At 65.3% G+C, this 25,468-nt stretch carries 28 protein-coding genes; 4 read left to right on the top strand and 24 right to left on the bottom strand.

Going from position 1 to position 25,468, the window contains the following annotated elements; all coding sequences use genetic code 11:
- Positions 1 to 51: 51 nt before the first annotated feature.
- Positions 52 to 1,341 (bottom strand): oxygenase MpaB family protein, encoded by a 1,290-nt coding sequence (locus D3874_RS24550; RefSeq protein ID WP_119781934.1) that lies wholly within the window; start codon positions 1,339 to 1,341, stop codon positions 52 to 54.
- Between D3874_RS24550 and D3874_RS24545 the strand changes: the two genes are divergently transcribed.
- Positions 1,331 to 2,065: a TetR/AcrR family transcriptional regulator gene (locus tag D3874_RS24545; RefSeq protein WP_158596202.1), complete on the top strand. Its 735-nt coding sequence runs from the start codon at positions 1,331 to 1,333 to the stop codon at positions 2,063 to 2,065. The genes D3874_RS24550 and D3874_RS24545 overlap by 11 nt on opposite strands.
- A gap of 215 nt (positions 2,066 to 2,280) precedes the next feature.
- Positions 2,281 to 3,474 carry a multidrug effflux MFS transporter gene (locus tag D3874_RS24540; RefSeq protein WP_119782478.1) on the top strand — a complete coding sequence of 398 codons (1,194 nt, stop codon included), beginning with the start codon at positions 2,281 to 2,283 and terminating at the stop codon, positions 3,472 to 3,474.
- A 9-nt stretch (positions 3,475 to 3,483) separates the two neighbouring features.
- Here the strand turns inward: D3874_RS24540 and D3874_RS24535 are convergent, their stop codons facing one another.
- The 5 genes from D3874_RS24535 to D3874_RS24515 all read right to left on the bottom strand — a co-directional run bounded on the left by D3874_RS24535 (position 3,484) and on the right by D3874_RS24515 (position 7,791).
- Positions 3,484 to 4,293, bottom strand: coding sequence for a metal-dependent hydrolase (locus D3874_RS24535; protein ID WP_119781932.1), 810 nt, complete (start codon positions 4,291 to 4,293; stop codon positions 3,484 to 3,486).
- Between the two features lie 23 nt (positions 4,294 to 4,316).
- Positions 4,317 to 5,144 carry a metal-dependent hydrolase gene (locus tag D3874_RS24530; RefSeq protein ID WP_158596201.1) on the bottom strand — a complete coding sequence of 276 codons (828 nt, stop codon included), beginning with the start codon at positions 5,142 to 5,144 and terminating at the stop codon, positions 4,317 to 4,319.
- Between the two features lie 19 nt (positions 5,145 to 5,163).
- Positions 5,164 to 6,003, bottom strand: coding sequence for a metal-dependent hydrolase (locus D3874_RS24525; RefSeq protein WP_119781928.1), 840 nt, complete (start codon positions 6,001 to 6,003; stop codon positions 5,164 to 5,166).
- Positions 6,004 to 6,067: 64 nt separating this feature from the next.
- Positions 6,068 to 6,886 (bottom strand): metal-dependent hydrolase, encoded by an 819-nt coding sequence (locus D3874_RS24520; protein ID WP_119781926.1) that lies wholly within the window; start codon positions 6,884 to 6,886, stop codon positions 6,068 to 6,070.
- Positions 6,887 to 6,918: 32 nt separating this feature from the next.
- A complete protein-coding gene (locus tag D3874_RS24515; protein WP_119781924.1) occupies positions 6,919 to 7,791 on the bottom strand; it encodes an SDR family NAD(P)-dependent oxidoreductase in 873 nt (290 codons plus the stop codon).
- 153 nt (positions 7,792 to 7,944) lie between these two features.
- Between D3874_RS24515 and D3874_RS24510 the strand changes: the two genes are divergently transcribed.
- The gene (locus tag D3874_RS24510; protein ID WP_119781922.1) at positions 7,945 to 8,628 is read left to right on the top strand and encodes a TetR/AcrR family transcriptional regulator; all 684 of its coding nucleotides are present in this window, start codon (positions 7,945 to 7,947) and stop codon (positions 8,626 to 8,628) included.
- Positions 8,629 to 8,774: 146 nt separating this feature from the next.
- Here the strand turns inward: D3874_RS24510 and ureG are convergent, their stop codons facing one another.
- The 15 genes from ureG to D3874_RS24435 form a co-directional block, all read right to left on the bottom strand.
- Entirely contained in the window at positions 8,775 to 9,404 is a 630-nt protein-coding gene (gene ureG / locus D3874_RS24505; protein ID WP_119781921.1) for an urease accessory protein UreG, read from the bottom strand.
- 170 nt (positions 9,405 to 9,574) lie between these two features.
- The gene (locus tag D3874_RS24500) at positions 9,575 to 10,255 is read right to left on the bottom strand and encodes an urease accessory protein UreF (RefSeq protein WP_119781919.1); all 681 of its coding nucleotides are present in this window, start codon (positions 10,253 to 10,255) and stop codon (positions 9,575 to 9,577) included.
- Positions 10,245 to 10,859 carry an urease accessory protein UreE gene (locus D3874_RS24495; protein ID WP_119781917.1) on the bottom strand — a complete coding sequence of 205 codons (615 nt, stop codon included), beginning with the start codon at positions 10,857 to 10,859 and terminating at the stop codon, positions 10,245 to 10,247. Before D3874_RS24495 ends, D3874_RS24500 begins: the two co-directional genes overlap by 11 nt.
- Before the next feature lie 12 nt (positions 10,860 to 10,871).
- Complete coding sequence (gene ureC, locus D3874_RS24490; protein ID WP_119781915.1) at positions 10,872 to 12,584, bottom strand: urease subunit alpha; 1,713 nt, start codon at positions 12,582 to 12,584, stop codon at positions 10,872 to 10,874.
- A 1-nt stretch (position 12,585) separates the two neighbouring features.
- Positions 12,586 to 12,891, bottom strand: coding sequence for an urease subunit beta (locus D3874_RS24485; RefSeq protein ID WP_119781913.1), 306 nt, complete (start codon positions 12,889 to 12,891; stop codon positions 12,586 to 12,588).
- A gap of 13 nt (positions 12,892 to 12,904) precedes the next feature.
- Positions 12,905 to 13,207: an urease subunit gamma gene (locus D3874_RS24480; protein ID WP_119781912.1), complete on the bottom strand. Its 303-nt coding sequence runs from the start codon at positions 13,205 to 13,207 to the stop codon at positions 12,905 to 12,907.
- 165 nt (positions 13,208 to 13,372) lie between these two features.
- The gene (locus tag D3874_RS24475) at positions 13,373 to 14,242 is read right to left on the bottom strand and encodes an urease accessory protein UreD (protein WP_119781910.1); all 870 of its coding nucleotides are present in this window, start codon (positions 14,240 to 14,242) and stop codon (positions 13,373 to 13,375) included.
- Entirely contained in the window at positions 14,208 to 14,903 is a 696-nt protein-coding gene (urtE, locus tag D3874_RS24470; RefSeq protein ID WP_119781908.1) for an urea ABC transporter ATP-binding subunit UrtE, read from the bottom strand. The genes D3874_RS24475 and urtE overlap by 35 nt, the downstream gene beginning before the upstream one ends.
- Before the next feature lie 3 nt (positions 14,904 to 14,906).
- Complete coding sequence (gene urtD / locus D3874_RS24465; RefSeq protein WP_408900000.1) at positions 14,907 to 15,650, bottom strand: urea ABC transporter ATP-binding protein UrtD; 744 nt, start codon at positions 15,648 to 15,650, stop codon at positions 14,907 to 14,909.
- Positions 15,651 to 15,658: 8 nt separating this feature from the next.
- Positions 15,659 to 16,825 (bottom strand): urea ABC transporter permease subunit UrtC, encoded by a 1,167-nt coding sequence (urtC, locus tag D3874_RS24460; protein WP_119781905.1) that lies wholly within the window; start codon positions 16,823 to 16,825, stop codon positions 15,659 to 15,661.
- Positions 16,822 to 18,435: an urea ABC transporter permease subunit UrtB gene (urtB, locus tag D3874_RS24455; RefSeq protein ID WP_199699245.1), complete on the bottom strand. Its 1,614-nt coding sequence runs from the start codon at positions 18,433 to 18,435 to the stop codon at positions 16,822 to 16,824. Before urtB ends, urtC begins: the two co-directional genes overlap by 4 nt.
- A gap of 101 nt (positions 18,436 to 18,536) precedes the next feature.
- Positions 18,537 to 19,826, bottom strand: coding sequence for an urea ABC transporter substrate-binding protein (gene urtA / locus D3874_RS24450; protein WP_119781903.1), 1,290 nt, complete (start codon positions 19,824 to 19,826; stop codon positions 18,537 to 18,539).
- 300 nt (positions 19,827 to 20,126) lie between these two features.
- Positions 20,127 to 20,552: an organic hydroperoxide resistance protein gene (locus tag D3874_RS24445; protein ID WP_119781901.1), complete on the bottom strand. Its 426-nt coding sequence runs from the start codon at positions 20,550 to 20,552 to the stop codon at positions 20,127 to 20,129.
- Positions 20,553 to 20,759: 207 nt separating this feature from the next.
- Positions 20,760 to 21,203, bottom strand: coding sequence for a MarR family winged helix-turn-helix transcriptional regulator (locus D3874_RS24440; protein WP_119781899.1), 444 nt, complete (start codon positions 21,201 to 21,203; stop codon positions 20,760 to 20,762).
- 86 nt (positions 21,204 to 21,289) lie between these two features.
- Positions 21,290 to 23,281, bottom strand: a complete 1,992-nt coding sequence (locus tag D3874_RS24435; RefSeq protein ID WP_119781897.1) for an SDR family oxidoreductase — start codon at positions 23,279 to 23,281, stop codon at positions 21,290 to 21,292.
- A 136-nt stretch (positions 23,282 to 23,417) separates the two neighbouring features.
- On the opposite strand from D3874_RS24435, the gene D3874_RS24430 reads away from it, so the two are divergent.
- Complete coding sequence (locus D3874_RS24430; RefSeq protein WP_119781895.1) at positions 23,418 to 23,621, top strand: hypothetical protein; 204 nt, start codon at positions 23,418 to 23,420, stop codon at positions 23,619 to 23,621.
- 14 nt (positions 23,622 to 23,635) lie between these two features.
- Here the strand turns inward: D3874_RS24430 and D3874_RS24425 are convergent, their stop codons facing one another.
- The 3 genes from D3874_RS24425 to D3874_RS24410 all read right to left on the bottom strand — a co-directional run bounded on the left by D3874_RS24425 (position 23,636) and on the right by D3874_RS24410 (position 25,456).
- Positions 23,636 to 23,911: a type II toxin-antitoxin system RelE/ParE family toxin gene (locus D3874_RS24425; protein ID WP_119781893.1), complete on the bottom strand. Its 276-nt coding sequence runs from the start codon at positions 23,909 to 23,911 to the stop codon at positions 23,636 to 23,638.
- A complete protein-coding gene (locus D3874_RS24420) occupies positions 23,892 to 24,167 on the bottom strand; it encodes a CopG family ribbon-helix-helix protein (RefSeq protein WP_119782476.1) in 276 nt (91 codons plus the stop codon). Before D3874_RS24420 ends, D3874_RS24425 begins: the two co-directional genes overlap by 20 nt.
- Positions 24,168 to 25,144: 977 nt before the next feature.
- Positions 25,145 to 25,456: a hypothetical protein gene (locus D3874_RS24410; protein ID WP_119781889.1), complete on the bottom strand. Its 312-nt coding sequence runs from the start codon at positions 25,454 to 25,456 to the stop codon at positions 25,145 to 25,147.
- Positions 25,457 to 25,468 lie beyond the last annotated feature (12 nt).

Here is a 25,468-nt window from a genome sequence, read left to right as displayed (position 1 = left end):
CTGTCGAACCACGCAACCTGCCGGTCCAAGCCGGATCGGCGAGCGCGCCGCCTAAACATGCGCCGGGTGACTGGCGTCGGGCTTGATAATCCCGGCGGCGCTTTTGGCACCGGCGTGAAAGACCTCGAGCATTTGCCGCTGCTTTTTCAGGCCCTGCTCGCAGAGGCGACGATAGCCGCCCGGCACTAGTCGATGAGCAACCTGCCAGGCGAGTCGCGGGCCGATGGTCAAGACGGGATACCAGGGCAGGACATTCGAGGGGACGCCAAGCGTGTCCAGCGTGCGTTTGCCGAGCAGAAAGCGGCTGATGCTGAGATGGCGCGAGTGCTCCAGCCGGCGGTGAACGGCCCGGAAGTAAGGGTAGTGGCGCGTCAGCGGTTCGGCCGCCAGGGACTTCGCCATGATCTGGCTGGTCTCTTCCCCACGCGGCTGGGTACTGGTGGCATGCAGCAGCAGGCGAATGGCGTGCGCATTCGAGGTCGGCAGCCAGGGCCCCTTGACGCCCATCAGCCAGCCCACATAGCGCGTATGCTTTATGACGGCGTCGATTTGGCCATTGGTCATGGGGACACCCAGGCAACGGGAACCGAAGGCCACAAGCGCGTTGGCCAGGATCGTGGCGCACATATCGGTCTGGTTGATCGGCATGGCGTGACGAGCAGCATTCCAATCCGGCCTGCGCACCAGATTGCGGCGCACCAGGGCGTGGATCATGCGCACGCGGATGGTGCTCTTGAAGCCGACACCAAAGCGCTCCATGCCCTCAGGGGTTATGATGTCCATCGCCCAGGACATGGTTTCGGCAAACCGCCTGCCGGCACCCTTGTTCAGCGCGCCCGTCATCACCAGCGCCTCATTGAAGCCGGAAAGCAGATAGCCGCCCATCAGGGCATAGTCACGGCCCAGATAAGCGCCGACTTCGCCAACGGCGTTCAACGCGCGCATGCCTTCCTGCACCGCACTCATGTCGACCCAATCGGGGCGGCGATCGATCACGGCAAAAAACGCCCGCAAGGGTTCCGGCGCTTCCGGGACACTTTCAACGCCGTGATCCAGGGCTTGTTCGAAAAGCTGTTTGCCCTCTCTGGCACCGGCGGCAAACATCCAGTCCAAGAGCGTGTCCATGGGCTCGTCACCCTCCCACAGACCCTCGATCATCTCCTCCCGAAGACCGCGATCGAGACGCACCGGTCCCCCGATCAGGCGCTCCATCAGCCACACCGGCAGAGAAACAGGCATCAAGGCATGGACGAAGGGCGGTATTCCGTCTTCAGGGAAGGCGGGCACACGGCCCGGTGTCGCGCGGCGGGCGGTCGCCGTAGGGGGCGTCATGACGGTCATCGGGGTCTCCTGGACAAGTATCGGCTCTTGCTACACGGAGACCGTAATGCAACAAATCACTTATATTCAACTTGCATTAAAATCGGATTGTCGAACCGTCATGCGCAAGAAACCGGTCCAGCAACGGTCGAGGCAGATGGTCGACCGGCTGATCGAAGCCACCGGCCAGGTGATCGCGCAGCACGGCCTTGACGCGGTCAGCACCAACCGGGTCGCCGAAACGGCAGGGGTCAACATCGCCTCGCTCTACCAGTATTTTTACGACAAGTCGGAGCTGATCGAGGCCTTGCTGGACAAGGCCAGCCGCGACACGGTGCGAATGTTCAATAATAATCTTGCCACAATTGATCTTCAGATGCCGGATACCAGTAAATTACTGAAAATAGCAATGACAGTGGGCTTGGATTTTCTGCGCTCCAACCCGCTTTATATGGAATTGATAAACAATTGGCACCGGTTGCCGATGCATCGCCTGCTCGATCCGCTGGAGCTATATTTTCAGACGCTTGCCCGCCAGTTCTTTCTACAGCACCTCGAAGACTATGCATTCGAGAATATTCAAGCCAAGCTCTTTGTGCTGATCAATAGCGCGCTGTTCACCATGCTTCGGTATCTGGGCAAGGAGAACCCATTGCTGAAGGAAGAAGATGTTGTCGATGCCCTGGTTGAAACCATCGTGCTGTCGCTGGGCGCCGGCGCGGTTACAAAAGCATCGCGGGTCTGATCTGCATTGGCAACCACGTCTTCCTGCTCTGAGCCTGGCGGGGGCGTGGTGCGTCCTTCGACAAGCTCAGGATGAGGGGAGTCTTTGTGGCAAAAAGATTTTCCTCATGGTGAGCCTGTCGAACCACGCACCCTGCGGCCCCAAGCCCGACAGTGCATGAAGGCCCGCAGGCGTTGCATGTGTGCGTATGGCCCGGGCCGGCTATGGTGCCGGCCATGCAAAGTAATGCTTCCCCCCAGAGCCGGCTGGGCATGATCGTCGCGCTGGGCGCGCTGACCGCCTTCGCCCCCCTGTCGATCGACATGTACCTGCCCGCCTTCCCGGCACTGGAGGGCTATTTCGCCACCGATGCCGGCGCCGTGCAGGCGACCCTGGCGGCCTTCTTCATCGGCCTTGCCATCGGCCAGGCCTTCCACGGCCCCCTGTCCGACCGCTTCGGCCGGCGCGCGCCCCTGATGGCGGGGATCGCGATCTATATCGCCGCCTCGATCGGTGCCGTCTTCGCGCCCGATATCGAGACCCTGGCGGCATTGCGCTTCATCCAGGCGATCGGCGGCTGCGCCGGGATGGTGATCGCCCGGGCCATGGTGCGCGACCTGTTCGACGAGCGGGATTCGGCCAAGGTCTTTTCCATGCTGATGCTGGTCATGGGCCTGGCGCCGATCCTCGCCCCCCTGGCCGGCGGGCAGATCCTGATCCTGGCCGACTGGCGCGTGATCTTCCTGGTGCTGGCGGGTTTTGGTGCCTTGTGCCTGTTCAGCGTCACCCTGTTCCTGCCCGAGACCCTGGGCCGCGAGCGGCGTCATCGCGGCGGCCTGGGCTCGGTGCTGCGGGCCTACGGCCACCTGCTGGCCGATCCCGGCTTCATGGGTTTCGGCGTGGCCAATGCCCTGCTCAGCGCCGGCCTGTTCAGCTATATCACCGGCTCGCCCTTCATCTTCATCACGCTCTACGGCGTCAGCCCGCAGGACTACGGCCTGCTGTTCAGCCTGAACGCCTTCGGCCTGATCGCCGCCAGCCAGGTCAATGTCCGCCTGCTGCGCTATTGGGACGGGCGGCGGATCCTGAAGGTCGCGATGGCGGTCAATGCGCTCGCCGGCCTGGTGCTGGCGGGCATGGCCCTGGCCCAGCCGGCCAGCCTGTTCCTTTTGATGGTGCCGCTGTTTACCACCCTGGTCAGCCTGGGCTTTGTCGGCGCCAACGCCATGGCGGCGGCGATGTCGCGCGCCGGCCACCATGCCGGCGCGGCATCGGCCCTGCTGGGGGTGATGCAATTCGGCTTCGGCGCCATGGCCGGCGCCGCCGTCGGCCTGTTCGAGAACGGCACCGCCGGCCCCATGGGCCTGGTCATGGCCGGCCTGGCGGTGGCCGGCTTCACCACCCACCGCCTGCTGGCCGCCCGCCCCTGACGAATAGGGTTACGCCTCGTAGGCGACCTTGTACTGCTCGATCAGGTGGCGGTTGTCGTGGCGCCAGGGGTGGAAGCCCGGCAGGAAATAGCTGAAATAGGCCGGCAGGATGCCCCACAGGAAACCGGGGCTGACAAACACGAACTTCCAGATCGCCAGGCGGTTCTTCCAGCGGTTGGTCTCGCCCCGCGCCTTCAGCAGCGACAGGGCATTGTGCAGGGTCTGGCCGTTGAACACCCGGGTCGCCAGCATCAGCGCCCTGATGCGCATGCGGTAGCCGGCCAGGCCCTTGGGCCCGACCTGGTTCCACACGTCATAGGCGACCGATTTGTGCTCGGCCTCCTCGATCGCGTGCCAGCGCCACAGCTTGGCGTATTCGGGATCGGCCTTGTCGAAGAAGCCTTCCTTGGCCAGGGCGAAATGGGCACCGATGGCGGTGAAATGCTCGAAGGCGCAGGTCACCGCCAGCTTGAAGATCGCGCTGTCGTCCCAGCGGGCGATCTCGTCCTTCAGGTTCTGCTCCAGCGCCGGAACATCGCCGCCGAAGGCCTGGATCGCCTCGTTGTAGCGGCGGTGTTCGCGGCTGTGGATGCCTTCCTGCTGCTGGAAGGCGGTGATTTCCGCCTGCAGCTTGGGATCGGCAATCTGGTCGCGGTAGTGGATCACCGCATTGATGAAATAGGTCTCGCCCACCGGGAACAGGATCGAAGCGCCGTCCAGCAGCGCCGTCGCCTGCGGATTGCCGCCGAACCAGTTGCGCTTGTCCGCACCCGCCAGCGCGAACTTCAGGTTCCGCGCCTTGATGACTGCCTTACCCATAAAGCTACTCCCTCGTCTGCCAGTTACTCGGCCGCGGTTATCGGGGCGGCGTAGGAATCCTTGCGCTGCTCGATCAGGTGGCGGTTGTCGTGCTGCCAGGGGTGGAAGCCCGGCAGGTAGTAGCTGAGATAGGCGCCCATCTGGCGGCGCAGGGTGCCCGGCTTCACCAGCCCGAAGTAGAGGGCTCGGCGGATGTTCCTGCCCGTCGCCGCCTCGCCCCGGGCCGCCAGCAGGGTGAAGGCATTGTTGTGGGTCTGCTGCAGGAAGACCCGGGTGGCCAGGCGCATCGCCCGGGTCCGCATCAGGTAACCCTTCAGGCCCTTGGGCTTCACGATGTTCCAGACGTCGTAGGCGACCGACTTGTGTTCCGCTTCCTCGATCGCATGCCAGTGCCAGATGCGGGAGAATTCAGGCTCGGCGCCGGCCATGAAATCGGGATGGGCCAGCAGGTCGTCGGCCAGGATGGCGGTGAAATGCTCGAAGGCGCAGGTCACCGCCAGCTTGAATTCCGGGCTGTCGTCCCAGCGGGCGATCTCGTCGCGCAGGTTCTGCTCCAGCGCGTCGACATCGCCGCCGAAGGCCTTGATCGCGTTGTTGTAGCGGCGATGCTCGCGCGAGTGGATGCCTTCCTGCTGCTGGAAGCCGTTAATCTCGGCCAGCAGCTTGGGATCGCTCACCCGGTCGCGGAAATGGACGACCGCGTTGATGAAATAGGTCTCGCCCACCGGAAACAGGATCGAGGCGCCGTCCATGATGGCGGTCGCCACCGGGTTGCCGGCAAACCAGTTGCGCTTGTCCTCGCCGGTCAGGGCGAACTTGATGTTGCGCGCGACGATATCGGCCTTGCCCATGTAATCACTCCTTCGCTGGTTACTCGGCCGCGATGACAGGTTCGGCGGCATAGGAATTCTTGTGCTGTTCGATCAGGTGACGGTCGTCGTGCTGCCAGGGATGGAAGCCCGGGCGGAAATAGCTGAGGTAGACGCCGAACGACCGGCGCAGCAGGCCCGGCCGGATCACCGCGAAATGCAGGATACGGCGCGCGTTGCGCAGGACATTGGTCTGCCCGCGTTCGCGCAGCAGGACATGGGTGTTGAACCGGGTCTGGCTGGTGAAGATCCGGGTCGCCCTCAGCATGGCGCGCACCCGCATCAGGTAGCCGCGCAGCCCCTTGGGACCGACCTGGTTCCAGACGTCGAAGGCCACTGCCTTGTGCTCGGCCTCCTCGATCGCGTGCCAGCGCCACAGCCTGGCGAATTCCGGTTCGGCACCGTCCAGGAAATGCGGGTCGGCCAGCAGTTCGTGGGCCAGCATCGCCGTGAAATGCTCGAAGGCGCAGGTCAGCGCCAGCTTGTATTCAGGCGAGACGCCGCGCCGCTCCATCTTTTCGACGACATCCCGCAGGCGCTTCTCCAACCGGGCGATATCGCCGCCGAAAGCCTCGATCGCCTTGTTGTAGCGGCGGTGTTCGCGGCTGTGGACGCCTTCCTGGGCGGCAAAGGCGTTGATGTCCGCCAGCAGCCTGGGATCGGTGATGCGGTCGCGGAAATGGATCACGGATTCGATGAACTTGCCCTCGCCATAGGGAAACAGGATCGAGGCGCCGTCGAGGATCGCCGTGCGCACCGGGTCGCCCGCGAACCAGTTGCGCTTGTCCTCGCCGCCCAAGGCGAACTTGATGTTGCGTGGGGTAATCGGTACCTGGCCCATGGATCGTTCTCCTCGTAAAGCCGAGGCCGGCCGCCGGGCATGCCGGCCGCCGGTCGAGCTGAACTCACGCCTCGTAGGCGGACTTGAACTTGTCGATCAGGTGCTGGTTGTCGTGCTGCCAGGGGTGGAAGCCCGGCTTGAAATAGCTCAGGTAGGCCGGGAAGCTGCGCCGCAGCACGCCCGGGCGGACCAGGATGAAGTGCAGCATCTTCCACATGTTGCGGCCATAGCCGCCCTCGCCGCGGGCCTTCAGCAGGCCGGCGGCATTGTAGGTCGACTGGCCCATGAACACCCGGGTCGCCTTCCACATGGCGCGCGCCCGCATGAGATAGCCCTTCAGCCCCTTGGGACCGACCAGGTTCCAGACGTCATAGGCGACGGCCTTGTGCTCGGCCTCCTCGATGGCGTGCCAGTGCCACAGCTTGGAGAACTCGGGCTCCGCCCCGGCCATGAAGTCGGGGTGGGCCAGCAGGTCGTCGGCCAGCATCGCCGTGAAATGCTCGAAGGCGCAGGTCAGCGCCAGCTTGTATTCAGGCGAGGTACCGGCCGCTTCCAGCTTCTTGATCTCGTCCTTCAGGCGCTGCTCCAGCGCCGGGACATCGCCGCCGAAGGCTTCGATCGCCTTGTTGTAGCGGCGATGCTCACGGCTGTGGATGCCTTCCTGCTGCTGGAAGGCCAGTACCTCGGCCTGCAGCTTGGGATCGGCGATGCGGTCCTTGTAGTAGACCACCGACTCGATGAAGAAGGTCTCGCCGACGGGAAACAGGATCGAGGCACCGTCCATGATGGCGGTCGCCACCGGGTTGCCGGCAAACCAGTTGCGCTTGTCTTCGCCGGTCAGGGCGAACTTGATATTGCGCGGCTTGATTTCTGCCATGCCCATAATTGCTCTCCTCGTTATCCGCCGGCGGCCGGTTACGGCCTGGCGGTGATGGCGGGTTGGCTGGTTTTGGTCTTGGCCCCGGTCGCCGCCCCCAGGGCGCGGCGGATCAGGCCGGTGTAGGACACGGGAAGCAGACGCACGATGCCGGAAATGAGCCGGGCATCGCCGCCGATCAGGATGCGCCGGGAACGCTTTTCGATGCCGCGGATGATCGTGGCCGCTGCCTGGGCGGGTGTGGTGCGGGCGACCTGTTCGAAGCGGCGCGCGACGGCTTCCGCCGATTCAGCGCCCGGCGGCAGTTCGAGCATGCGGGCCGAGGCGGCGATGTTGGTCTTGATGCCGCCGGGATGGACGCAGCCGACATGGACACCGGTGCCGTGCACCTCCTGGCGCAGGCTTTCGGTGAAGCCGCGGACCGCGAACTTGGCGGCGCAATAGGCACTCTGCCCGGGAATGCCGATCAGGCCGAAGACGCTGGAGATATTGACGATCGAGCCCGAACCCTTGGCCAGCATGTGCGGCAGGAAGGCCTTGGTGCCATAGACCACGCCCCAGAAATTGATGCCCATCAGCCACTCGAGATCCTTGAGCGGCATGGTGGCCACATTGGCCATCAGGGCGACGCCGGCATTGTTCACGACGAAATCGGCCCCGCCCAGTTCGGCGATGACCTTGTCGGCATAGGCGAAGAATGCAGCTTGGTCGGCGACGTCCAGCTTCTCGGCCAGCACGGTGGTGCCGCCCTGGCGCAGCTCGTCGGCAACGGCGGCCAGCTTCTCGGTATTGACGTCCGAGATCGCCAGCTTGCAGCCGCGGGCGGCGAAGTCCCGAGCCAGCGCCAGGCCGATACCCGATGCGGCACCCGTGACCACGGCAACCTTGCCTGCGAACATTTCCCGACCCATTGCTCTCTCCTTCTTGGTTTAGTTTTATCGCCTGACCAAAGTTTTGTCAAACGTCAAATATTCAGTTGCGCTGCACCTACAAGGCGCAGCGGTTGCATCATCCGCCCGCCTTGCGCATTGTGACCATCGGAATCTTGAGGAGTTTGGGCGGTCGTGTCGCGTCCCGTATTCGATGATATTCAGGCCAAGCTGCGCTCGCTGACCCGGGGCACGCGCGCCCTGCCGCCGCAGAGCCGGGCCGAGAAATCGGCCGCCCTGCGGGCCAGGATCATCGATGCCGCCAAGGAGGAATTCGCCGCCAAGGGCTATGACGGCGCCTCGGTCCGCGCCATCGCCGCGGCGGCCGGCATCGAGCAGGGCCACCTGGGCTATCACTTCAAGACCAAGCGGGCGCTGTGGGAGGCGACGGTCGACGTGGTCTTCGCCGATTTCCCCTCGTCGGTGGCCGGCATGCCCCTGCCCCGGACCTATGAGGATGCCCGCGCGGTGATGCGCCTGGCCCTGCATTCCTATGCCGACTATTGCACCGTCTGCCCCGAGCACGCGCGCATGGTGTTCAACGAGGCGACCTCGGGCGGGGAGCGGCTGGAATGGCTGGTGGAACGCCACATCCGCAGCCGCGTCGCGACGCTGGAGCCGGTGTTCAACGCCGCGCGCGACCGCGGCGCCGTGCCCGCGACCAGCTTCGAAGCCTTTCTCCTGAGCTTCCTGGCCGCGATCGCCTTCACCTACGGCCTGCGCGCCTTCCCGGCGGCCGTCTTCGGCCCGGCCAAGACCCCGGTGGAGGAAGTGCCCCCGGTGCCGATCGAGGAATTGATCGCGCTGTTTTTAAGGTAAAAGCCCTCTCCGCCCTTTGGGGGGAGGGTTGGGTGAGGTGGGTCTACGGCGTAGAGCGCGTCTGGCCCAACCACCACCTCACCCTTCCCATTGCTGGCGCAATGGGCCCCTTCCCTCTCCCCCGCAAGCGGCGGAGAGGGACTTATTCAGGCCGCATCCGCCGCAACCAATCCACCCGCCTTCTCGATGAAGGCGGCGATGGCTTCGATGCCGTCGCCTTTCGAAGCGCGGGCGAAGACGAAGGGCTTGTCACCACGCATGCGCCGGGCATCGCGGTCCATGACGCCGAGATCGGCGCCGACCAGGGGGGCCAGATCGGTCTTGTTGATCACCAGCAGGTCCGAGCGGGTGATGCCCGGGCCGCCCTTGCGCGGGATCTTGTCGCCGGCCGAGACGTCGATGACGTAGATGGTGAGATCGGCCAGTTCCGGGCTGAAGGTCGCCGCCAGATTGTCGCCGCCGGATTCGATCAGCACCAGGTCGAGGTCGGGGAAGCGCCGGCGCATTTCCGCCACCGCCGCCAGATTGATCGAGGCATCCTCGCGGATCGCCGTGTGCGGGCAGCCGCCGGTCTCGACGCCGAGGATACGCTCGGGCGAGAGGCTGCCGGCACGGGTCAGGAACTCGGCATCTTCCTTGGTATAGATGTCGTTGGTGATCGCGGCGATGTCATAGCGCTCGCGGAACAGCTTGCAGAGCTGGTCCATCAGCGCCGTCTTGCCCGAGCCGACCGGCCCGCCGACACCCACCCGCAAGGGACCGTTGGGATTACGCATGGCTACATCACCTTTCGTTACCGCTCATTTCCCCTACCGTCATGGCCGGGCGAAGTCCCGGCCATCCACGTCGGCAAGCCGCCTCTTCCGTCAAAGGGCGTGCACTGTCCCGACGTGGATGCCCGGCACAAGGCCGGGCATGACGATTGAGGGGAAACGGTCCGCATGGATTACGTCCTGAACAGCCGCGTGTACTGCGTCTCGTGGCGCATCGCGGCGATGTCGGAGGCCAGGGCGGCACCGCCCATGGCCTCGAAGGGATCGGCCTGGGTGTCCAGCGCCGCGGCCCGCTCGACCGTCGCCTCCACCGCCGGCATCAGGGCGGCAATGGCTTTCTGGCCGTCGGTCTGGCCCAAGGGCACCAGGCGCTGGGCGGCCGAGACCAGGTTGGCGACGAAGCCGTGGAGATAGGCGGTGAGCGCGGGGCGCAATTCGATGCCGTGGCCGGCCGCCTGGGCCGCGACCACGATGGGGAAGGCCACCGTGTCGGGTACGCTGGCCAGTGCCGGCACCGGCCAACTGGTGACCGAGATCATTTTGAAGGCGCTGCCCTGGGCCAGCGCCTCGACCTGGCGTTCCCGCGAGGGGGCGGCGGCGCTGGCGAGTTCCGCCAGGGCATGGAGCTTAGCTGCATCGCCACCGGCGGCATGGGCGTGGGTGAACAGGACGGCGTCATTCCAGACGCTGCCGGCCGCCAGCAGATCGTTCAGCCAGTCGACCAGGGCTTGCCGGTCGCGCACCCAACCCATCTCGACGGCCCATTCCAGCCCATGGGAGTGGCTGAAGGCGCCGACCGGATAGGACGGCGACAGCCACGCCATGAGCCGGTAGAGGGCGCCGTCAGTGGTCATGCTTGCAGTTGGGGCCATGGACATGGCCGTGCTCGTGGCCGTGATCATGATCGTGCTTGGGTTCCTGCCCGTGCTTCAGCAGGGCGGTCGCGGTCGCCCCATGATCATGACCGCAATTCGGGCCGTGCTCGTGCTCCTCGTGCCCATGATCATGGTGATCATGGTCGTGATGGCCGCCGGCATAGGCGCCGCCCTCGGGCTCGAAGGCCGCATCGATCTTGGCCACCCTGGCGCCCAGGCCCAGCAGCATGCCCTCGATCACATGGTCGGGGCGGATGCGGATGGCGTCGCCCAGGAGCTGGGTCGGCAGGTGGCGGTTGCCCAGGTGCCAGGCGATGCGCACCAGTTCGGCCGGGCTCGACGCCGTCACCTCGACCAGGCGCTCGGGCGCCGCCAGGACGCGGACCACGCCGCCGCCGTCCAGCATCAGGCCGTCGCCGTCGCCCAGCGGGATCAGCTCGGCAAGGTCCATCAGGAATTGCTGGCGCCCGGCCGAGAGCACGGCGCGGCGGCGCAGGCGGGCATCGGAATCGAGCACCACCTCGCCGACCACGGCGTCGTCGGGGAAGGAGCCCTTGGGCAGAACGGCAGAAGCGCGCTTCATGGCAAACGTCCGTCAGAAAAGGAAGTAACGCTGCGCCATGGGTAGCACTTTTGCCGGCTGACAGGTGAGAAGTTCGCCATCGGCGCGCACCTCGTAAGTCTCCGGATCGACCTCGATCACCGGCAGGGCGTCGTTCAGGATCATCGACGCCTTGGCCGCCTTGTCGCGGGTATTTTCCACCGCCGCCAGGCCACGGGCAAGGCCCAGGCGCCCGCCGATGTTGAGGTCCAGCGCCGCCTTGGAGACGAAGGTCAGGCAGGATTCGGCCATGGCCCGACCGAACGAGCCGAACATCGGCCGGTAGTGCACCGGCTGGGGCGTGGGAATCGAGGCATTGGGATCGCCCATCAGGGCCTGGGCGATGGTGCCACCCTTGATCACCAGGTCCGGCTTCACGCCGAAGAAGGCCGGCGACCACAGCACGAGATCGGCCAGTTTGCCCAGGGCGATCGAGCCCACATGGTTGCCGATGCCGTGGGCGATGGCCGGGTTGATCGTGTATTTGGCGATATAGCGCCGGGCGCGGAAATTGTCGTTGCCCGGGCCGTCGCCGGCCAGGGCCCCGCGCTGGACCTTCATCTTGTGGGCGGTCTGCCAGGTGCGCAGGATCACCTCGCCCAGCCGGCCCATGGCCTGGCTGTCGGAGGAGATGATCGACAGGGCGCCCATGTCCTGGAGGATGTCCTCGGCCGCGATGGTCTCGCGCCGGATCCGGCTTTCGGCGAAGGCCACATCCTCGGGGATGCTCGGGTCCAGGTGATGGCAGACCATGAGCATGTCGAGATGCTCGTCCAGCGTATTCACCGTGAAGGGCCGCGTCGGGTTGGTCGACGAGGCGATGACATTGGGCAGGCCCGCCACCTTGATGATGTCCGGCGCATGGCCGCCGCCTGCCCCCTCGGTGTGGAAGGCATGGATCTGGCGGCCCTTGAAAGCGGCGATGGTGTCTTCGACGAAGCCCGACTCGTTCAAGGTGTCGGTGTGCAGCATCACCTGCACGTCGTATTCATCGGCGACCGTCAGGGCGCAGTCGATCGAGGCCGGCGTGGTGCCCCAATCCTCGTGCAGCTTCAAGGCCGCGGCGCCGCCCTTGATCTGCTCGATCAGCGCGGCCGGGTCGGAGGCATTGCCCTTGCCTGAGAACATCAGGTTGACGGGGAAGCCTTCGGCGGCCTGGAGCATGCGGGCCAGGTGCCAGGGGCCGGGGGTGCAGGTCGTCGCCTTGGTGCCGGTGGCAGGCCCGGTGCCGCCGCCGATCAGGGTGGTGACGCCGCTGGAAATCGCCTCGTCCACCTGCTGCGGGCAGATGAAATGGATGTGGCAGTCGATCCCCCCGGCGGTGAGGATCTTGCCCTCGCCCGCGATCACTTCCGTGCCGGGGCCGACGATGATGTCGACGCCGGGCTGGATGTCCGGGTTGCCGGCCTTGCCGATGGCGGCGATGCGGCCGTCTCTGATGGCGACGTCGGCCTTCACGATGCCCCAGTGGTCCAGGATCACCGCATTGGTGATGACGGTGTCGACGGCGCCATTGGCCCGCGTCACCTGGGACTGGCCCTGGCCGTCGCGGATGACCTTGCCGCCGCCGAACTTCACCTCCTCGCCCGGGGTGGTGAAATCGCGCTCGATCTCGATGAACAATTCGGTATCGGCCAGGCGGATGCGGTCGCCGGTGGTCGGCCCGAACATGTCGGCATAGGCGGCGCGGGAGATCTTGAAGGCCATGTCAGATCTCTCCCATCACGAGGCCGCGGAAGCCGACGATGCGCCGCTTGCCCCGGAACGGAATCAGGCGCACGTCACGGGTCTGGCCCGGCTCGAAGCGCACGGCGGTGCCGGCGGGAATGTCCAGGCGATGGCCGTGCGCCGCCACCCGGTCGAACTCCAGGCCTGCATTGGTTTCGGCGAAGTGATAGTGGCTGCCGACCTGGATCGGCCGGTCGCCGGTGTTGGCCACGTTCACGGTGATCGCCTCGACACCGGCATTCAGTTCGATCTCGCCGTCCTGGGTGATGATTTCGCCTGGGATCATGATTGTTACTCCCTTACCGGATCGGCTGGTGGACGGTGACCAGCTTGGTCCCATCGGGGAAGGTCGCCTCGACCTGGACGTCGTGGATCATCTCCGCGATTCCCTCCATCACCTGCTCGCGGGTCAGCACGCTGGCGCCGGCCGCCATCAGCTCGGCCACCGTGCGGCCGTCACGCGCGCCCTCGACCACGAAATCGGAAATCAGCGCGACGGCTTCGGGGTAGTTCAGCTTGACCCCGCGCTCCAGCCGCTTGCGCGCGACGATCGCCGCCATCGAGATCAACAGCTTGTCCTTTTCACGTGGACTGAGGTTCACGGAAGGCCTCCTTGGCTACGTTTGCCCTCTCCGCCGCAGGCGGGGGAGAGGGAGGGGACCCGGCGCGTAGCGACGGGGAGGGTGAGGTGGTCGCGGGTCAAGCGCGCCCTAGGCCGCCGACCCACCTCACCCAACCCTCTCCCCCCTGAAGGGCGGAGAGGGCTTTCATCGGTGCGGTGTCGCGGCATCATCAAATCTGCCACACCCGCGGCAGGGGGCGGCCGTGGCGCAAGGGAGCGAGCGAGCGCACCACCAGGGCGCGCAGATCGGCGCCGGTGGGCGCAGCCAGGCGGATGGCGAGCAGGCCGTCCCAGGCGCTGGCGCCCCACAGGCCGGGGCCGTCGAGGGCCGCGCGCACGCAATCCAATCGATCGGCGGCATCGGGGCGACATGGATGATGGTCGAGGCGGCCCGCGCGCCCTGGCCCATCGCCTGGCGGTCGAGCATCGCCTGCATGTCGCCGGCCAGCGCCGTGACGTCGGCATAGATCAGGCGGCCGTCGCGGCGCACGCGCCAGGCGTCGCGGAATGTGCCGCGTTGCACGGACTCGCCCCGGGCGGTGCGGCCGAAGACCACCGATTCGACGCCTAAGAACCAGCCATCGGCGGCGATATCGACCTGGAGGTCGCGGTGCAGGGCAGCACCATCGAACAGGATGGTTTCCTGGGGCAGCCATTCCGCCTGGGCGCCGGCCTCGACGCAGAGGCGGGTGCGCAGCATGGCGGTGCCCTCGATCGAGCGGTAGCCGCGCTCGGCCCCCTGGGCCGCCACGGTCGCCTGGGCACCGGTGCCCCAGTCGACGGTGGTGGTCAGCCGGTCGCCGCCGGTCAGCCCGCCCGAGGTATTGAGGGTGACCGCGGTGGTGAAGGCGCCGTGCTCGGTCTTGGGAAAGCGCGCCTTGGCGCAGCCCTGCTGGTACAGGTGATCCAGCACCGTGGCCGGCCCACGCCGCTTGAAGGAAAGCGCGAGGTTGCCTTGGGCGCGGGTAAGGCTGCTCGTCTCAGACCATGACGTGGCGGCGAACCTCGGCTTCATTCAGCTCGTCCTTGAGCCCCGCCAACACGACCTCGCCGCGGTCCATGACCGCAAGGCGGTGGCCGAGCGCGTGGGCGAAATCGAAATACTGTTCGACGAGCAGGATCGCCATCTCGCCGCGATCGCGCAACAACTCGATGACGCGGCCGATATCTTTGATGATCGAAGGCTGGATGCCCTCGGTCGGTTCGTCCAGCACCAGGAGGCGCGGCTTCATCACCAGCGCCCGGCCGATCGCCAGTTGCTGCTGCTGGCCGCCCGACAGGTCGCCGCCGCGCCGGCGCAGCATGGATTTCAGCACCGGGAACAGGTCGAAGATCTCGTCGGGGACCTTGCGGCTCGCCCTGGGCAGCACGGCATAGCCGGTTTCCAGGTTCTCGCGCACGGTCAGCAGCGGGAAGATGTCGCGGCCCTGAGGGACATAGGCGATGCCGCGCCTGGCCCGTTCGAAGGACTTGAGGTGAGTGATGTCCTCGCCTTCCCAGGTGATCTTGCCCCGCGTCACCGGCTGGTTGCCGACGATGGCGCGCAGGGTGCTGGTCTTGCCGACACCGTTGCGGCCCAGGAGGCAGGTGACCGCGCCGACATCGGCGGTCAGGTTGACCCGGCGCAAGGCCTGGGCGGCACCGTAGAAAAGATCGACGTTTTCGACCGACAGCATCGCTCAGCGCCCCAGATAGACTTCGATGACGCGTTCATTCGCCTGCACCTGGTCGAGCGGCCCCTCGGCCAGCACCGAGCCTTCGTGGAGCACGGTGACCTTCACGCCCAGGGCCTTCACGAAGCTCATGTCGTGTTCCACCACCACCACCGAATGGCTCTTGTTGATCTCGACCAGCAGGGCCGCGGTCTCCTCGGTCTCGGCATCGGTCATGCCGGCGACCGGCTCGTCGACCAGCAGGAGTTCGGGCTCCTGCGCCAGCAGCATGCCGATCTCCAGCCATTGCTTCTGGCCGTGGGACAGGTCGCCCGCCAGGCGGTCCTTGGCATCGCCCAGCTTGGTCAGGCCCAGCAACTCGTCGATGCGGGTGCGCTCGGCCACGGTTTCGCGGGCGAACAGCACCTTGTGCGGGCGGCGCAGGCCGGCCAGCGAGAGCAGGAGATTGTCGCGCACGGTGTGGGATTCGAACACGGTCGGCTTCTGGAACTTGCGGCCGATGCCCAGTTGCGCGATCGCCGCCTCGTCCAGCTTGGTGAGATCGACATCGCCGTTGAACGAGACCGTGCCGGTATCGGGCCGGGTCTTGCCGGTGATAACGTCCATCATCGTGGTCTTGCCGGCGCCGTTGGGGCCGATGATCGCCCGCATCTCGCCGGGGGCGATCACCAGGGAAAGCTGGTTGAGGGCGCGGAAACCGTCGAAGGTGACGGTGACGCCGTCGACATAGAGCAGCGGCTTGGGGGAGATTTCGCCGATCAGCATGGCCTATTCCCCGCGCCTTCCGGTGCTTCCACCGGTTTGCCGTTGTCGCCGGCCCGGGTGGCGCGCCGGTTCTTGTAGCCCTGGATCAGCAGCGGCACCGTGCCGAAGATGCCCTTGGGCATCAGCAGGGTTACCACGATGAACAGGCCGCCCAGGGCGAACAGCCACAATTCGGGCAGGACGCCGGTGAAGACCGACTTGCCGAAGTTCACCACGATGGCGCCGATCACCGCGCCCACCAGGGTGCCGCGGCCGCCGACGGCGACCCAGACCACCGCCTCGATCGAGTTCTGGGGCGCGAATTCGCCCGGGTTGATGATGCCCACCTGGGGCACGTAGAGCGCCCCGGCGAAGCCGGCCATCACCGCCGACAGGGTGAAGATGGCGACCTTGTAGCCTTCCACCCGGTAGCCGATGAAGCGGGTGCGGCTTTCGGCGTCGCGCACGGCGACCAGCACCTTGCCCAGGCGCGAACGGGTGATCCAGCGGCACATGATGAAGGTGCCGGCCAGCAGGGCGGCGCTGGCCAGGAACAGGACCACGCGCATGCCGTTGGTCTGCAGGTTGAAACCCAGCAGGTCCTTGAAGTCGGTGAGGCCGTTGTTGCCGCCGAAACCCATGTCGTTGCGGAAGAAGGCCAGCAGCAGGGCATAGGTCATGGCCTGGGTGATGATCGACAGATAGACGCCGGTCACCCGGCTGCGGAAGGCCAGCCAGCCGAAGACGAAGGCCAGGATGCCCGGCGCCAGGGCGACCATGAACATGGCAAAGAAGAAATTGTCGAAGCCCAGCCAGTACCAGGGCAGTTCCTTGTAGTTCAGGAACACCATGAAGTCGGGCAGGATCGGGTCGCCGTAGCTGCCGCGGGTGCCGATCTGGCGCATCAGATACATGCCCATGGCATAGCCGCCCAGGGCGAAGAAGGCACCATGCCCCAGCGACAGGATGCCGACATAGCCCCAGACCAGATCGATCGCCAGGGCCAGGATGGCATAGCACAGATACTTGCCCAGCACGGCGACCACGAAGGTCGGCACCTGGAAGAAACTGTCGGCCGGCAGCGCCAGGTTGAGCACGGCGACCAGCACCGAGAGCACGAGCAGGATGGCCAGGAACCAGAAGGCGACCTTGTCGCGGGCATAGAGACGTTGCGTGATCATCGCTCGACCGCCCTGCCTTTCTGGGGAAACAGGCCGCGCGGCTTGCGCTGGATGAACAAGACGAGCGCCACCAGCACGATCACCTTGCCCAGCACGGCACCGGCGACCGGCTCCAGCAGCTTGTTGGTTATGCCCAAGGTCAGGGCGCCGACCAGGGTACCCCACAGGTTGCCCACGCCACCGAACACCACGACCATGAAACTGTCGATGATATAGCCCTGGCCCAGGTTCGGGCTGACGTTGTCGATCTGGCTGAGCGCCACGCCGGCGATTCCGGCGACGCCGGAGCCCAGGCCGAAGGTCAGGCTGTCGACCCAGTTGGTGCGAATGCCCATCGAGGCTGCCATGCGCCGGTTCTGGGTCACCGCCCGCATCTGCAGGCCAAACGCCGTCCGCCGCAGCACGACCATCAGCACCGCCAGCACCAGGATCGAGAAGACGATGATCCACAGGCGATTGTAGGTCAGGGTCAGACCGCCTAAGTCGAAGGCGCCCGACATCCAGCTGGGGTTGCCCACCTCGCGGTTGGTCGGCCCGAAGATGCTGCGCACGGCCTGCTGCAATACCAGCGACAGGCCGAAGGTGGCCAGCAGGGTTTCCAGCGGCCGGCCGTAGAGGAAGCGGATGATGCTGCGCTCGATGCCGATGCCGACCACGCCAGCCACCAGGAAGGCCATGGGCAGGGCGATGGCCAGCGAATAATCGAACAGGCCGGGGAAACTGGTCCGGATCACTTCCTGGACCATGAAGGTCACATAGGCGCCGATCATGACCATTTCGCCGTGCGCCATGTTGATGACGCCCATCACGCCGAAGGTGATGGCGAGGCCGATCGCCGCCAGCAGCAGCACCGAGCCCAGCGAGATGCCGTAATAGACCGCCTGGACGCCGGACCACAGGGCCAGGCGGCCTTCGATGATGCTGCGCGCATCCGCAATCGCCGCGGTCAGGGCCGGGGTCGGGTTGGGCACATCGGCCAGCAGGCCCAGGGCTTCCTGGTCGCCCTGTTCGGCGATCTTGGCGACGGCGGCGAGCTTGGTCGCCTCGTCCGAGCCGCCGAACAGGATGATCGCGGCCTGGGCGCGCTCCAGCGCCGCCTTCACCTTGGAATCGGTTTCGGCCGCCAGGGCCTTCTCGATCAGCGGCAGGACCGCCTGATCCTTGGATTTCAGCACCGCGGCGGCGGCCTCGAGGCGCTTGGCCGGGTCCGGGCTCATCAGGGTGAGCTGGCCCACCGCGGCCTCGACGGCGCGGCGGATGCGGTTGTTGGCGCGCACCGCCTTGGCACCCACGGGCTCGGCCGCCAGGGCTTCACCGCTATCGGCTGCATGGAAGGCACCGGCCGTGTCCTTGTAGACCAGGGCGCCGTCGCCGGTGACATAGAGCCGCCCGTCGCTCAGTGCCTGGAGAATGTCGGTGGCGGTCGGATGACCGCTGACGGCCAGGCCCTCGATACCCTTCTGGATATCGTCATAGGACGAGGACGTGAGGAGTTTCAACGTGTCGGCGATGCCGTCGGCCCGCGCCACGGTCGACCCCAGCATCAAGGCCGCGAAAAGCGCCAGGGCTAGGCTCGAACGACGCAGGAGAGAGATGGCGTAGGAAACCATGAGTCGACCGCCTCTCGGGGACATGGGCAAGAAGTTCCCGGGCGGCGGCGAACCGCCGCCCGGGCAAGTTGTGAGGAGGAGACTTCAGGCCCTACCAGAACTTACTTGGAACCACCGCACTTGCCGGTGACGACATTGAAGTTCCCGCACTTGAGCGGCGAACGCCAATCGGAGATCAGGTCCTTCGAGCCTTCGAGGAAGTCGGACCATTCGTCGCCCATGATCAGGCCGGCGGTCTGCTGGACGATGTCGAACTGGCCATCGGCCTTGATCTCGCCGATCAGCACCGGCTTGGTGATGTGGTGGTTCGGCATCATGGTCGAATAGCCGCCCGAGAGGTTGGGGACCGAGACGCCGATCAGGGCATCGATCACCTTGTCGGGATCGGTGGTGCCGGCCGCCTCGACCGCCTTCACCCACATGGCGAAGCCGATGACATGGGCTTCCATCGGGTCGTTGGTGACACGCTTGGGGTTATTGGTGAAGGCCTGCCACTTCTTGATGAACTCCTTGTTCTCGGGGACGTCCACCGACATGAAGTAGTTCCAGGCGGCCAGGTGACCGACCAGGTTGGAGGTGTCGAGGCCCGCGAGCTCTTCCTCGCCGACCGAGAAGGCGACGACCGGGATGTCGGTCGCCTTGATGCCCTGGTTGGCCAGTTCCTTGTAGAAGGGCACGTTGGCGTCGCCGTTGATGGTCGAGACCACGGCGGTCTTCTTGCCGGCCGAGCCGAACTTCTTGATGTCGGCCACGATCGTCTGCCAGTCGGAATGACCGAACGGCGTGTAGTTGATCATGATGTCCTCGGCCGCGACGCCCTTGGCCTTCAGGTACGCCTCGAGGATCTTGTTGGTGGTGCGCGGGTAGACATAGTCGGTGCCGGCCAGGACCCAGCGCTTCACGCCTTCCTCGGCGGCCAGGTAGTCGACCGCGGGGATCGCCTGCTGGTTCGGGGCGGCGCCGGTGTAGAACACGTTGCGCTCGGACTCTTCACCCTCGTACTGCACGGGGTAGAAGAGGATGTTGTCCAGTTCCTTGAACACCGGCAGGACCGACTTGCGCGACACCGAGGTCCAACAGCCGAACACGGCCGAGACCTTGTTGACCGAGATCAGCTCGCGGGCCTTTTCGGCGAACAGCGGCCAGTTGGAGGCCGGATCGACCACCACGGCTTCGAGCTTCTTGCCCAGCAGGCCGCCCTTCTTGTTCTGCTCGTCGATCAGCATCAGCATGACGTCCTTCAGCGTGGTCTCGCTGATTGCCATGGTGCCGGAGAGCGAATGCAGGATGCCGACCTTGATCGTTTCCTCGGCGGTGGCGCTGACACTGGCGCCGACCATCGCCGTGGCGCCGAGCACCGCCCCAGCGACCCATTTTGTGAACTTCGACATAGATAACCCCCACCCCTGCGGGAAACCGAAGGCCGCTTCGCCGCGGCCAGGCGCGACTAGAACGAGAGAATGGCCCCGCCTCGCAGTCGCAGCCGGGGGAGTCGCAAGAGCCGTGCCAGAATCGATTCAAGGTCGCGGCTGTCACAAACAGCCGATCTGATCAGGGGCGCATTTTGGGAACTGGACGGCGCAATGGCAAAAATTTGGGCAAAAATTTAGGTACGGGCGCAAATAGAGCCTAATTTCTAATCACCGCGCCGTTCCCCTCCTCTCTGCCGAGAGGAGGGGCGCCTGACGGGATTACTTGACCGAGATGTCGACCGCGATATTGCCGCGCGTCGCGTTGGAATAGGGGCAGACCTGGTGGGCCTTCAGCACCAGCTCGTCAGCCACCGCCGGGTCGATGCCGGGCAGCGAGACCACCAGTTCGGCGGCCAGGCCAAAGCCGGTGGCGATCGGGCCGATGGCGATCGAGGCGGTCACGCTGGCGTCATCCGGCAGCTTTACCTTGGCCGCACCGGCGACGAATTTCAGGGCACTGAGATAGCAGGCCGAATAGCCGGCCGCGAACAGTTGCTCGGGATTCGTGCCCTCGCCGCCCGGGCCGCCCAGTTCCTTGGGCATGGACAGGGCAACCTTCAGGTGGCCGTCGTCGCTGGCGGCATGGCCATTGTCGCGGCCCCCGGTTGCGGTGGCATGGGCGGTGTAGAGGATCTTGTCAGGCATCGTGCTTCTCCGTGGCAGATGGACGTTATATAGCGTCAAATTAAATTGTGTGCAATATATATTTTCGACTCTCCCTCGCCTCGCTTGCGGGGAGAGGGCCGGGGTGAGGGGTCGCTGGCCTTGGGCCGCTGCCGGCCGGCTCTTTCGCGGACCGCCCCGAACACCCCCTCACCCTGCCCTCTCCCCCGTTGGGGGCGAGGGAATCTGCTACGCGACCACCTTGTCCAGTTGCTGGCGCAGCCTTACCACCTGCTGGCGCAGGCCGCCGACCTCGTCCGCGGTCAGGCCCAGGCCGCAGACCAATTGTTCGTAGCAGGTCTGCGCCGTCACCCGCAGGGCGCGGCCGGCCTGGGTCAGTTGAACCCGCACCTGCCGCTCGTCGGCCGGATCGCGCCGGCGCCCGATCAGCCCCGCCGCCTCCAGCCGCTTGAGCAGGGGCGTCAGCGTGCCGGAATCGAGAAACAGCCGCTCGCCCAGGCGGCCGACCGTGATGTCGTCCTCCTCCCACAGGACCAGCAGGGCAAGGTACTGGGGATAGGTGATGCCCAGCTCGGCCAGCATCGGCCGATAGGCCTTGGTCATCAGGTGCGAGGCCGAATAGAGCGCAAAGCAGAGCTGGTCGTCGAGGCGCAGGGACGGGGTATCGGACATGGCGGTGCTCACGAAAGGTTGCCCCATCATATCGTGCGCCATCCAGTTGCGTGCAATGGATTATTGAACCCACCCCGCCGCCAGCCCTACCAGTGCAGCCCCTGCGTCAACGCCGCCAGGGCCACCGCCTCGGTCGACGGCGCCTCGCCCTCCTTGCCCTTCTCGCCCCGGGCCGCGGCCGAATCCGGGAACAGGCGGTAGGTGGTGTTGAACAGGATGTTGGTGACGTCGGGCGCCGCCGCCCACATCAGCTCGCCCATGGTGCCCAGACGCGTGGCGATGCGCTTGGGCTTCTCGATGATGCCCTTCACGATCATGTTGGCGGCATCGTCGGGGCTCAAGGTCGGGATGTTGTCGTACATCTTGGTGGGCGCGATCATGGGCGTGCGCACCAGCGGCATGTAGATGTTGGTGAAGCTGATGTTGCGGTGATGGAACTCCGGCCCGGCGCAGCGCGAGAAGGCGCCCAGCGCCGCCTTGGACGCGACATAGGCCGAGAACCGCGGCTGGTTCACCTGCACGCCGATCGAGAGGATGTTGACGATGTGGCCCCGCTTGCGCGCCGACATCGAGGGCAGGAAGCCCATGATCAGGCGCAGGGCGCCGAAGTAGTTGACCTGCATGGTGCGCTCGTAGTCATGGAACCGGTCATAGGACAGGTTGACCGAGCGGCGGATCGAACGGCCGGCATTGTTCACCAGCACGTCGACATGGCCATGATCCTTCAGGACCGCGGCGATGAAGCGGTCGCAGGATTCGGTATCGGCCACGTCCACCGAATAGGCATGGACGTCGCCGCCCGCGGCCCGCAGTTCGGCCTGGGTGGCGTCCAACTCCTCCTGCTTGCGGGCGCAGATGATGGTCTTGGCCCCGGCCGCCGCGACCTTGCGCGCCGCCTCCAGGCCGATGCCTGACGTGGCGCCGGTGATCACCACCACCCGGCCCGACACGGCCCCGGCCAGCGAGCGGTCGCGGTGCAGTTCAGGGTTCAGGTGGCGCTCCCAGTAGTCCCAGATGAAACCGGCATAGTCACCCAGCGGCGGGCAACCGATGCCCGAGCCTTTCAGCGCCTTGGTGGTATCGCGATTGTCGAACTTGGTCGGGTAGTTGAAGTATTTCAGCGCCTGGCGCGGGATGCCGTAACCGCCCAGGACCGTATCGATGATCGAGCGCACCGGCGGCAGGCCGGCGATCATGTTGCGCACGCCGGGCGGAATGAAGCCGAAGACCCGGCTGTCGACCCGGATCGAGAATTGCGGCGCCTCCGCCGCCTTGGCGAAGATGTTCACCACCTCGCCCACCCGGTTGTGCTTGGGATTGGTCAGGTGGAAGGCCTGGCCGTCCAGGCCCGGCTTGTGGGAAATGTGATCCATCGCCGCGGTGACATAGTCGACCGGCACGATGTTGAGCAACCCGCCCTCGACCCCCAGCAGCGAAATCCACTGCGGGATCGCCCGGCGCAATTGCAGGATCAGATTGAAGAAGAAATAGGGCCCGTCGATCTTGTCGATCTCGCCGGTCTGGGAATGGCCGATGACGATGCCCGGGCGGTAGATGCGCCAGGGAATCCGGCATTCCTCGCGCACGATGCGCTCGCTGTCGTGCTTGGTGCGGTAATAGGGGTGATCGTCCGCCTGCCATTCCTCGAACATGTCTTCGCGCCAATAGCCGTCGTAAAGGCCGGCGGCGGCGATCGAGGAAGTGTGGTGGAAGCCCTTGGCGGCCAGGGCCTGCGCCAGTTGCACCGCATGGCGGGTGCCGTCGACATTGGCCTTGATCTGGGCGTCCTGGTTCTCGTTGGTGATGTCGTAGATCGCCGCCAGGTGGAAGAAATGGCTGATCTTGCCCTTCAGCTTCTCGATCTCGGCCGCCGAGACGCCCAGGTTCTTCTTGGAGAGATCGCCCGCGACCGCGACCACGCGCTCGGCATCGCGCTCCCACCGCTCCGCCTTCAGGGCTTCCAGCTTCTTCCTGGAGCCGGCGCGGACCAGCACATAGACCGTGCCTTTGCGCTTCAAGAGCAGATCGATCAGGTTGCGGCCCAGGAATCCCGTGCCGCCCGTAACGAAATAGGTCATGCCTTCCCCCGCTGTTCCCTCATGGCCGGGCTTGTCGCCGCCCGTGCTCGACACCAGTCTAGACAGCGTTCGCAACGGAATGGGAAGGGAAAATCAGCGACTTGACGACCAAGTCGACACAACCGACCTTTGACGAATGGTCGAGAGCGTCGAAAACCGGATCCTCGAGCATCTCCGTGCCATGCGCACAGACATTGCGGAGATGAAGACGGATATTGTCGAGGTCGAGGAACGCCTTGGCCTGCTCGAAGGCCAATACGCGAGCCTCTCGCGCCGCATGGACCGGCTTGGCGGCGATGTCGAGCAAATCAAGAAGCGCCTCGATCTGGTCGAGGCCTGAACCGGACCCATCCGCTATGGCCAACGCTGCGCGCCATGCAGGACGCGGACAATCTCAATCCGTTGTGCGGCCAGCCGGTAAATCGCGATATAGGGCGTGCCGGCAATCACCAACTCTCGGGTGCCCGCTACCCGGCCGGTTCGGCCAAGCATGGGATGCTCTCGGAGGCCGAGGATCTTGGCCTCTATTGTGGCAACCACGCGCGCCGCCGCAGGCGGACTATCGGTCGCGATATAGTCTTGGATGCCGATCAGATCGTTGCGCGCCCGGTCAAGGACGACGAGGCGCACGCCGCTTCCCCAACTCCTGGAAAACCGTCTCGGCGTCGTGGAAGACCGCGTCGGCCCGATCCGCTTCTCTCAGGCCCTGTTCGACTTCAGCCCGGAACCAGCGGTCATGTTCGGCGCTGTCGCGACTCTGCTTGATGTAGTCGCGCATGAAATCCCGCAGCAGGATGGAAGCCGGCCGGTCGTGCGCTTTCGCGGCCTCGACGAACTCGGCCTTGAGCGCTTCGTCGACCCGGAAGGTGAATGTTGTCTCGGCCATGTGCACCTCGATCATTCGTGCTGGGGCACTACTATGCACTAACAGATGCTGGCCGCCTACCCGTGCTCGCCACCAGTCTGGACAGCGTTCGCAACGGAATGGGAAGGGAAAATCAGCGACGCCCGCGATCGATGGGATATGGACCCATCACCGGAAGAATGGCGGCCTGACGACCAGGATCGTGAATCTCGATATCCGTGCTGCCGCCGCGGAGCCCCGACCGGCGGAAGGCCGTGACCCGAACCCGCAAATCGAGCGGCTCTTGGACCTGATGAGATCCATCGAGCCAGGGGAAAATAAACAGGAGGCCACCGTCTCGCTCACCCGCCCGCGACAGCCCCGAATTGTCATTCGGCCCGGGGGCCAGAAGATGGTGTCCTCGGCCACACCATCGATCAGCTCGAACTGGTAGAGTAGCTCCCTCGATTCCTCCGTCGCCAGGATTGATAAGGTGATTACCCCGGCATCGGAGCAATCGAAGCCGGGTTCTGCGCCTTCATAGCCGCGATGAATCTGCCTTACGGTGACCTGTGGCGCTGGCGGCGTCTTCTCACCCGGGATCGCAAGATCTGGCTGAAACTCGACATTCTCACTGGTGACGATGCTGCAGGCCCCGGCCGGCCGGCCGAGTCCGATAGCCGCCACCAATGCGATCAATAGTCGTGAGATCACTATCATACGTAAATGCTATAGGATCCCTCATGGCGGGGTCAATCCTACCCGTGCTTCACCATCATGTGCCGGACCACCGTGTAGTCCTCCAGGGCATAGAGCGACAAGGCGGGTGACCGAGACCCCCGGGACGAAGACCTCGTGGCGCACGATCCCGTCGGCCTGGGTGGTGCCGGCAACCACCGTCGGCTCGAAGGCCTATACGTGAATCTCTCACGCCGGATGGCTCAGTTCGGCAGTGATGTCGAGCAAATCAAGAAGCGCCTCAATCTGGTTGAGGCATAGCGGCTGATATTTCAGCCCCACTAAGAGCGACCCGGATCATGAACCTGGATTTCGGTGCTTCCGCCGCGAAGCCCCGACCGGCGAAAAGCGGTGACGCGGACCTTCAGATCCAATGCTTCCTGCACTTGGGATGCGTCGTCGGTCCACGGGAAAACGAAGAACAATTTTCCCTCATGCTCGAAGGCAGGCGCTGCGCCGACATTGGCGGTCTTCTCCGTCGACCAAAAAAACAAGTCTTCGGTGGCTCCCGATACGAGCTCGAACTGATAAAGCAAATCCCGCGACTCTGCGGTCGCCGGCACGGCGAAGACAATGGCCCGGCGTAAGAGCAATCCCCTGAAACA

This window comes from Oleomonas cavernae (assembly GCF_003590945.1).
Classification (GTDB): domain Bacteria; phylum Pseudomonadota; class Alphaproteobacteria; order Zavarziniales; family Zavarziniaceae; genus Zavarzinia; species Zavarzinia cavernae.
The sequence above is the reverse complement of the archived record's forward strand: the minus strand, read 5'-3'. Positions and strand labels throughout refer to the sequence as shown.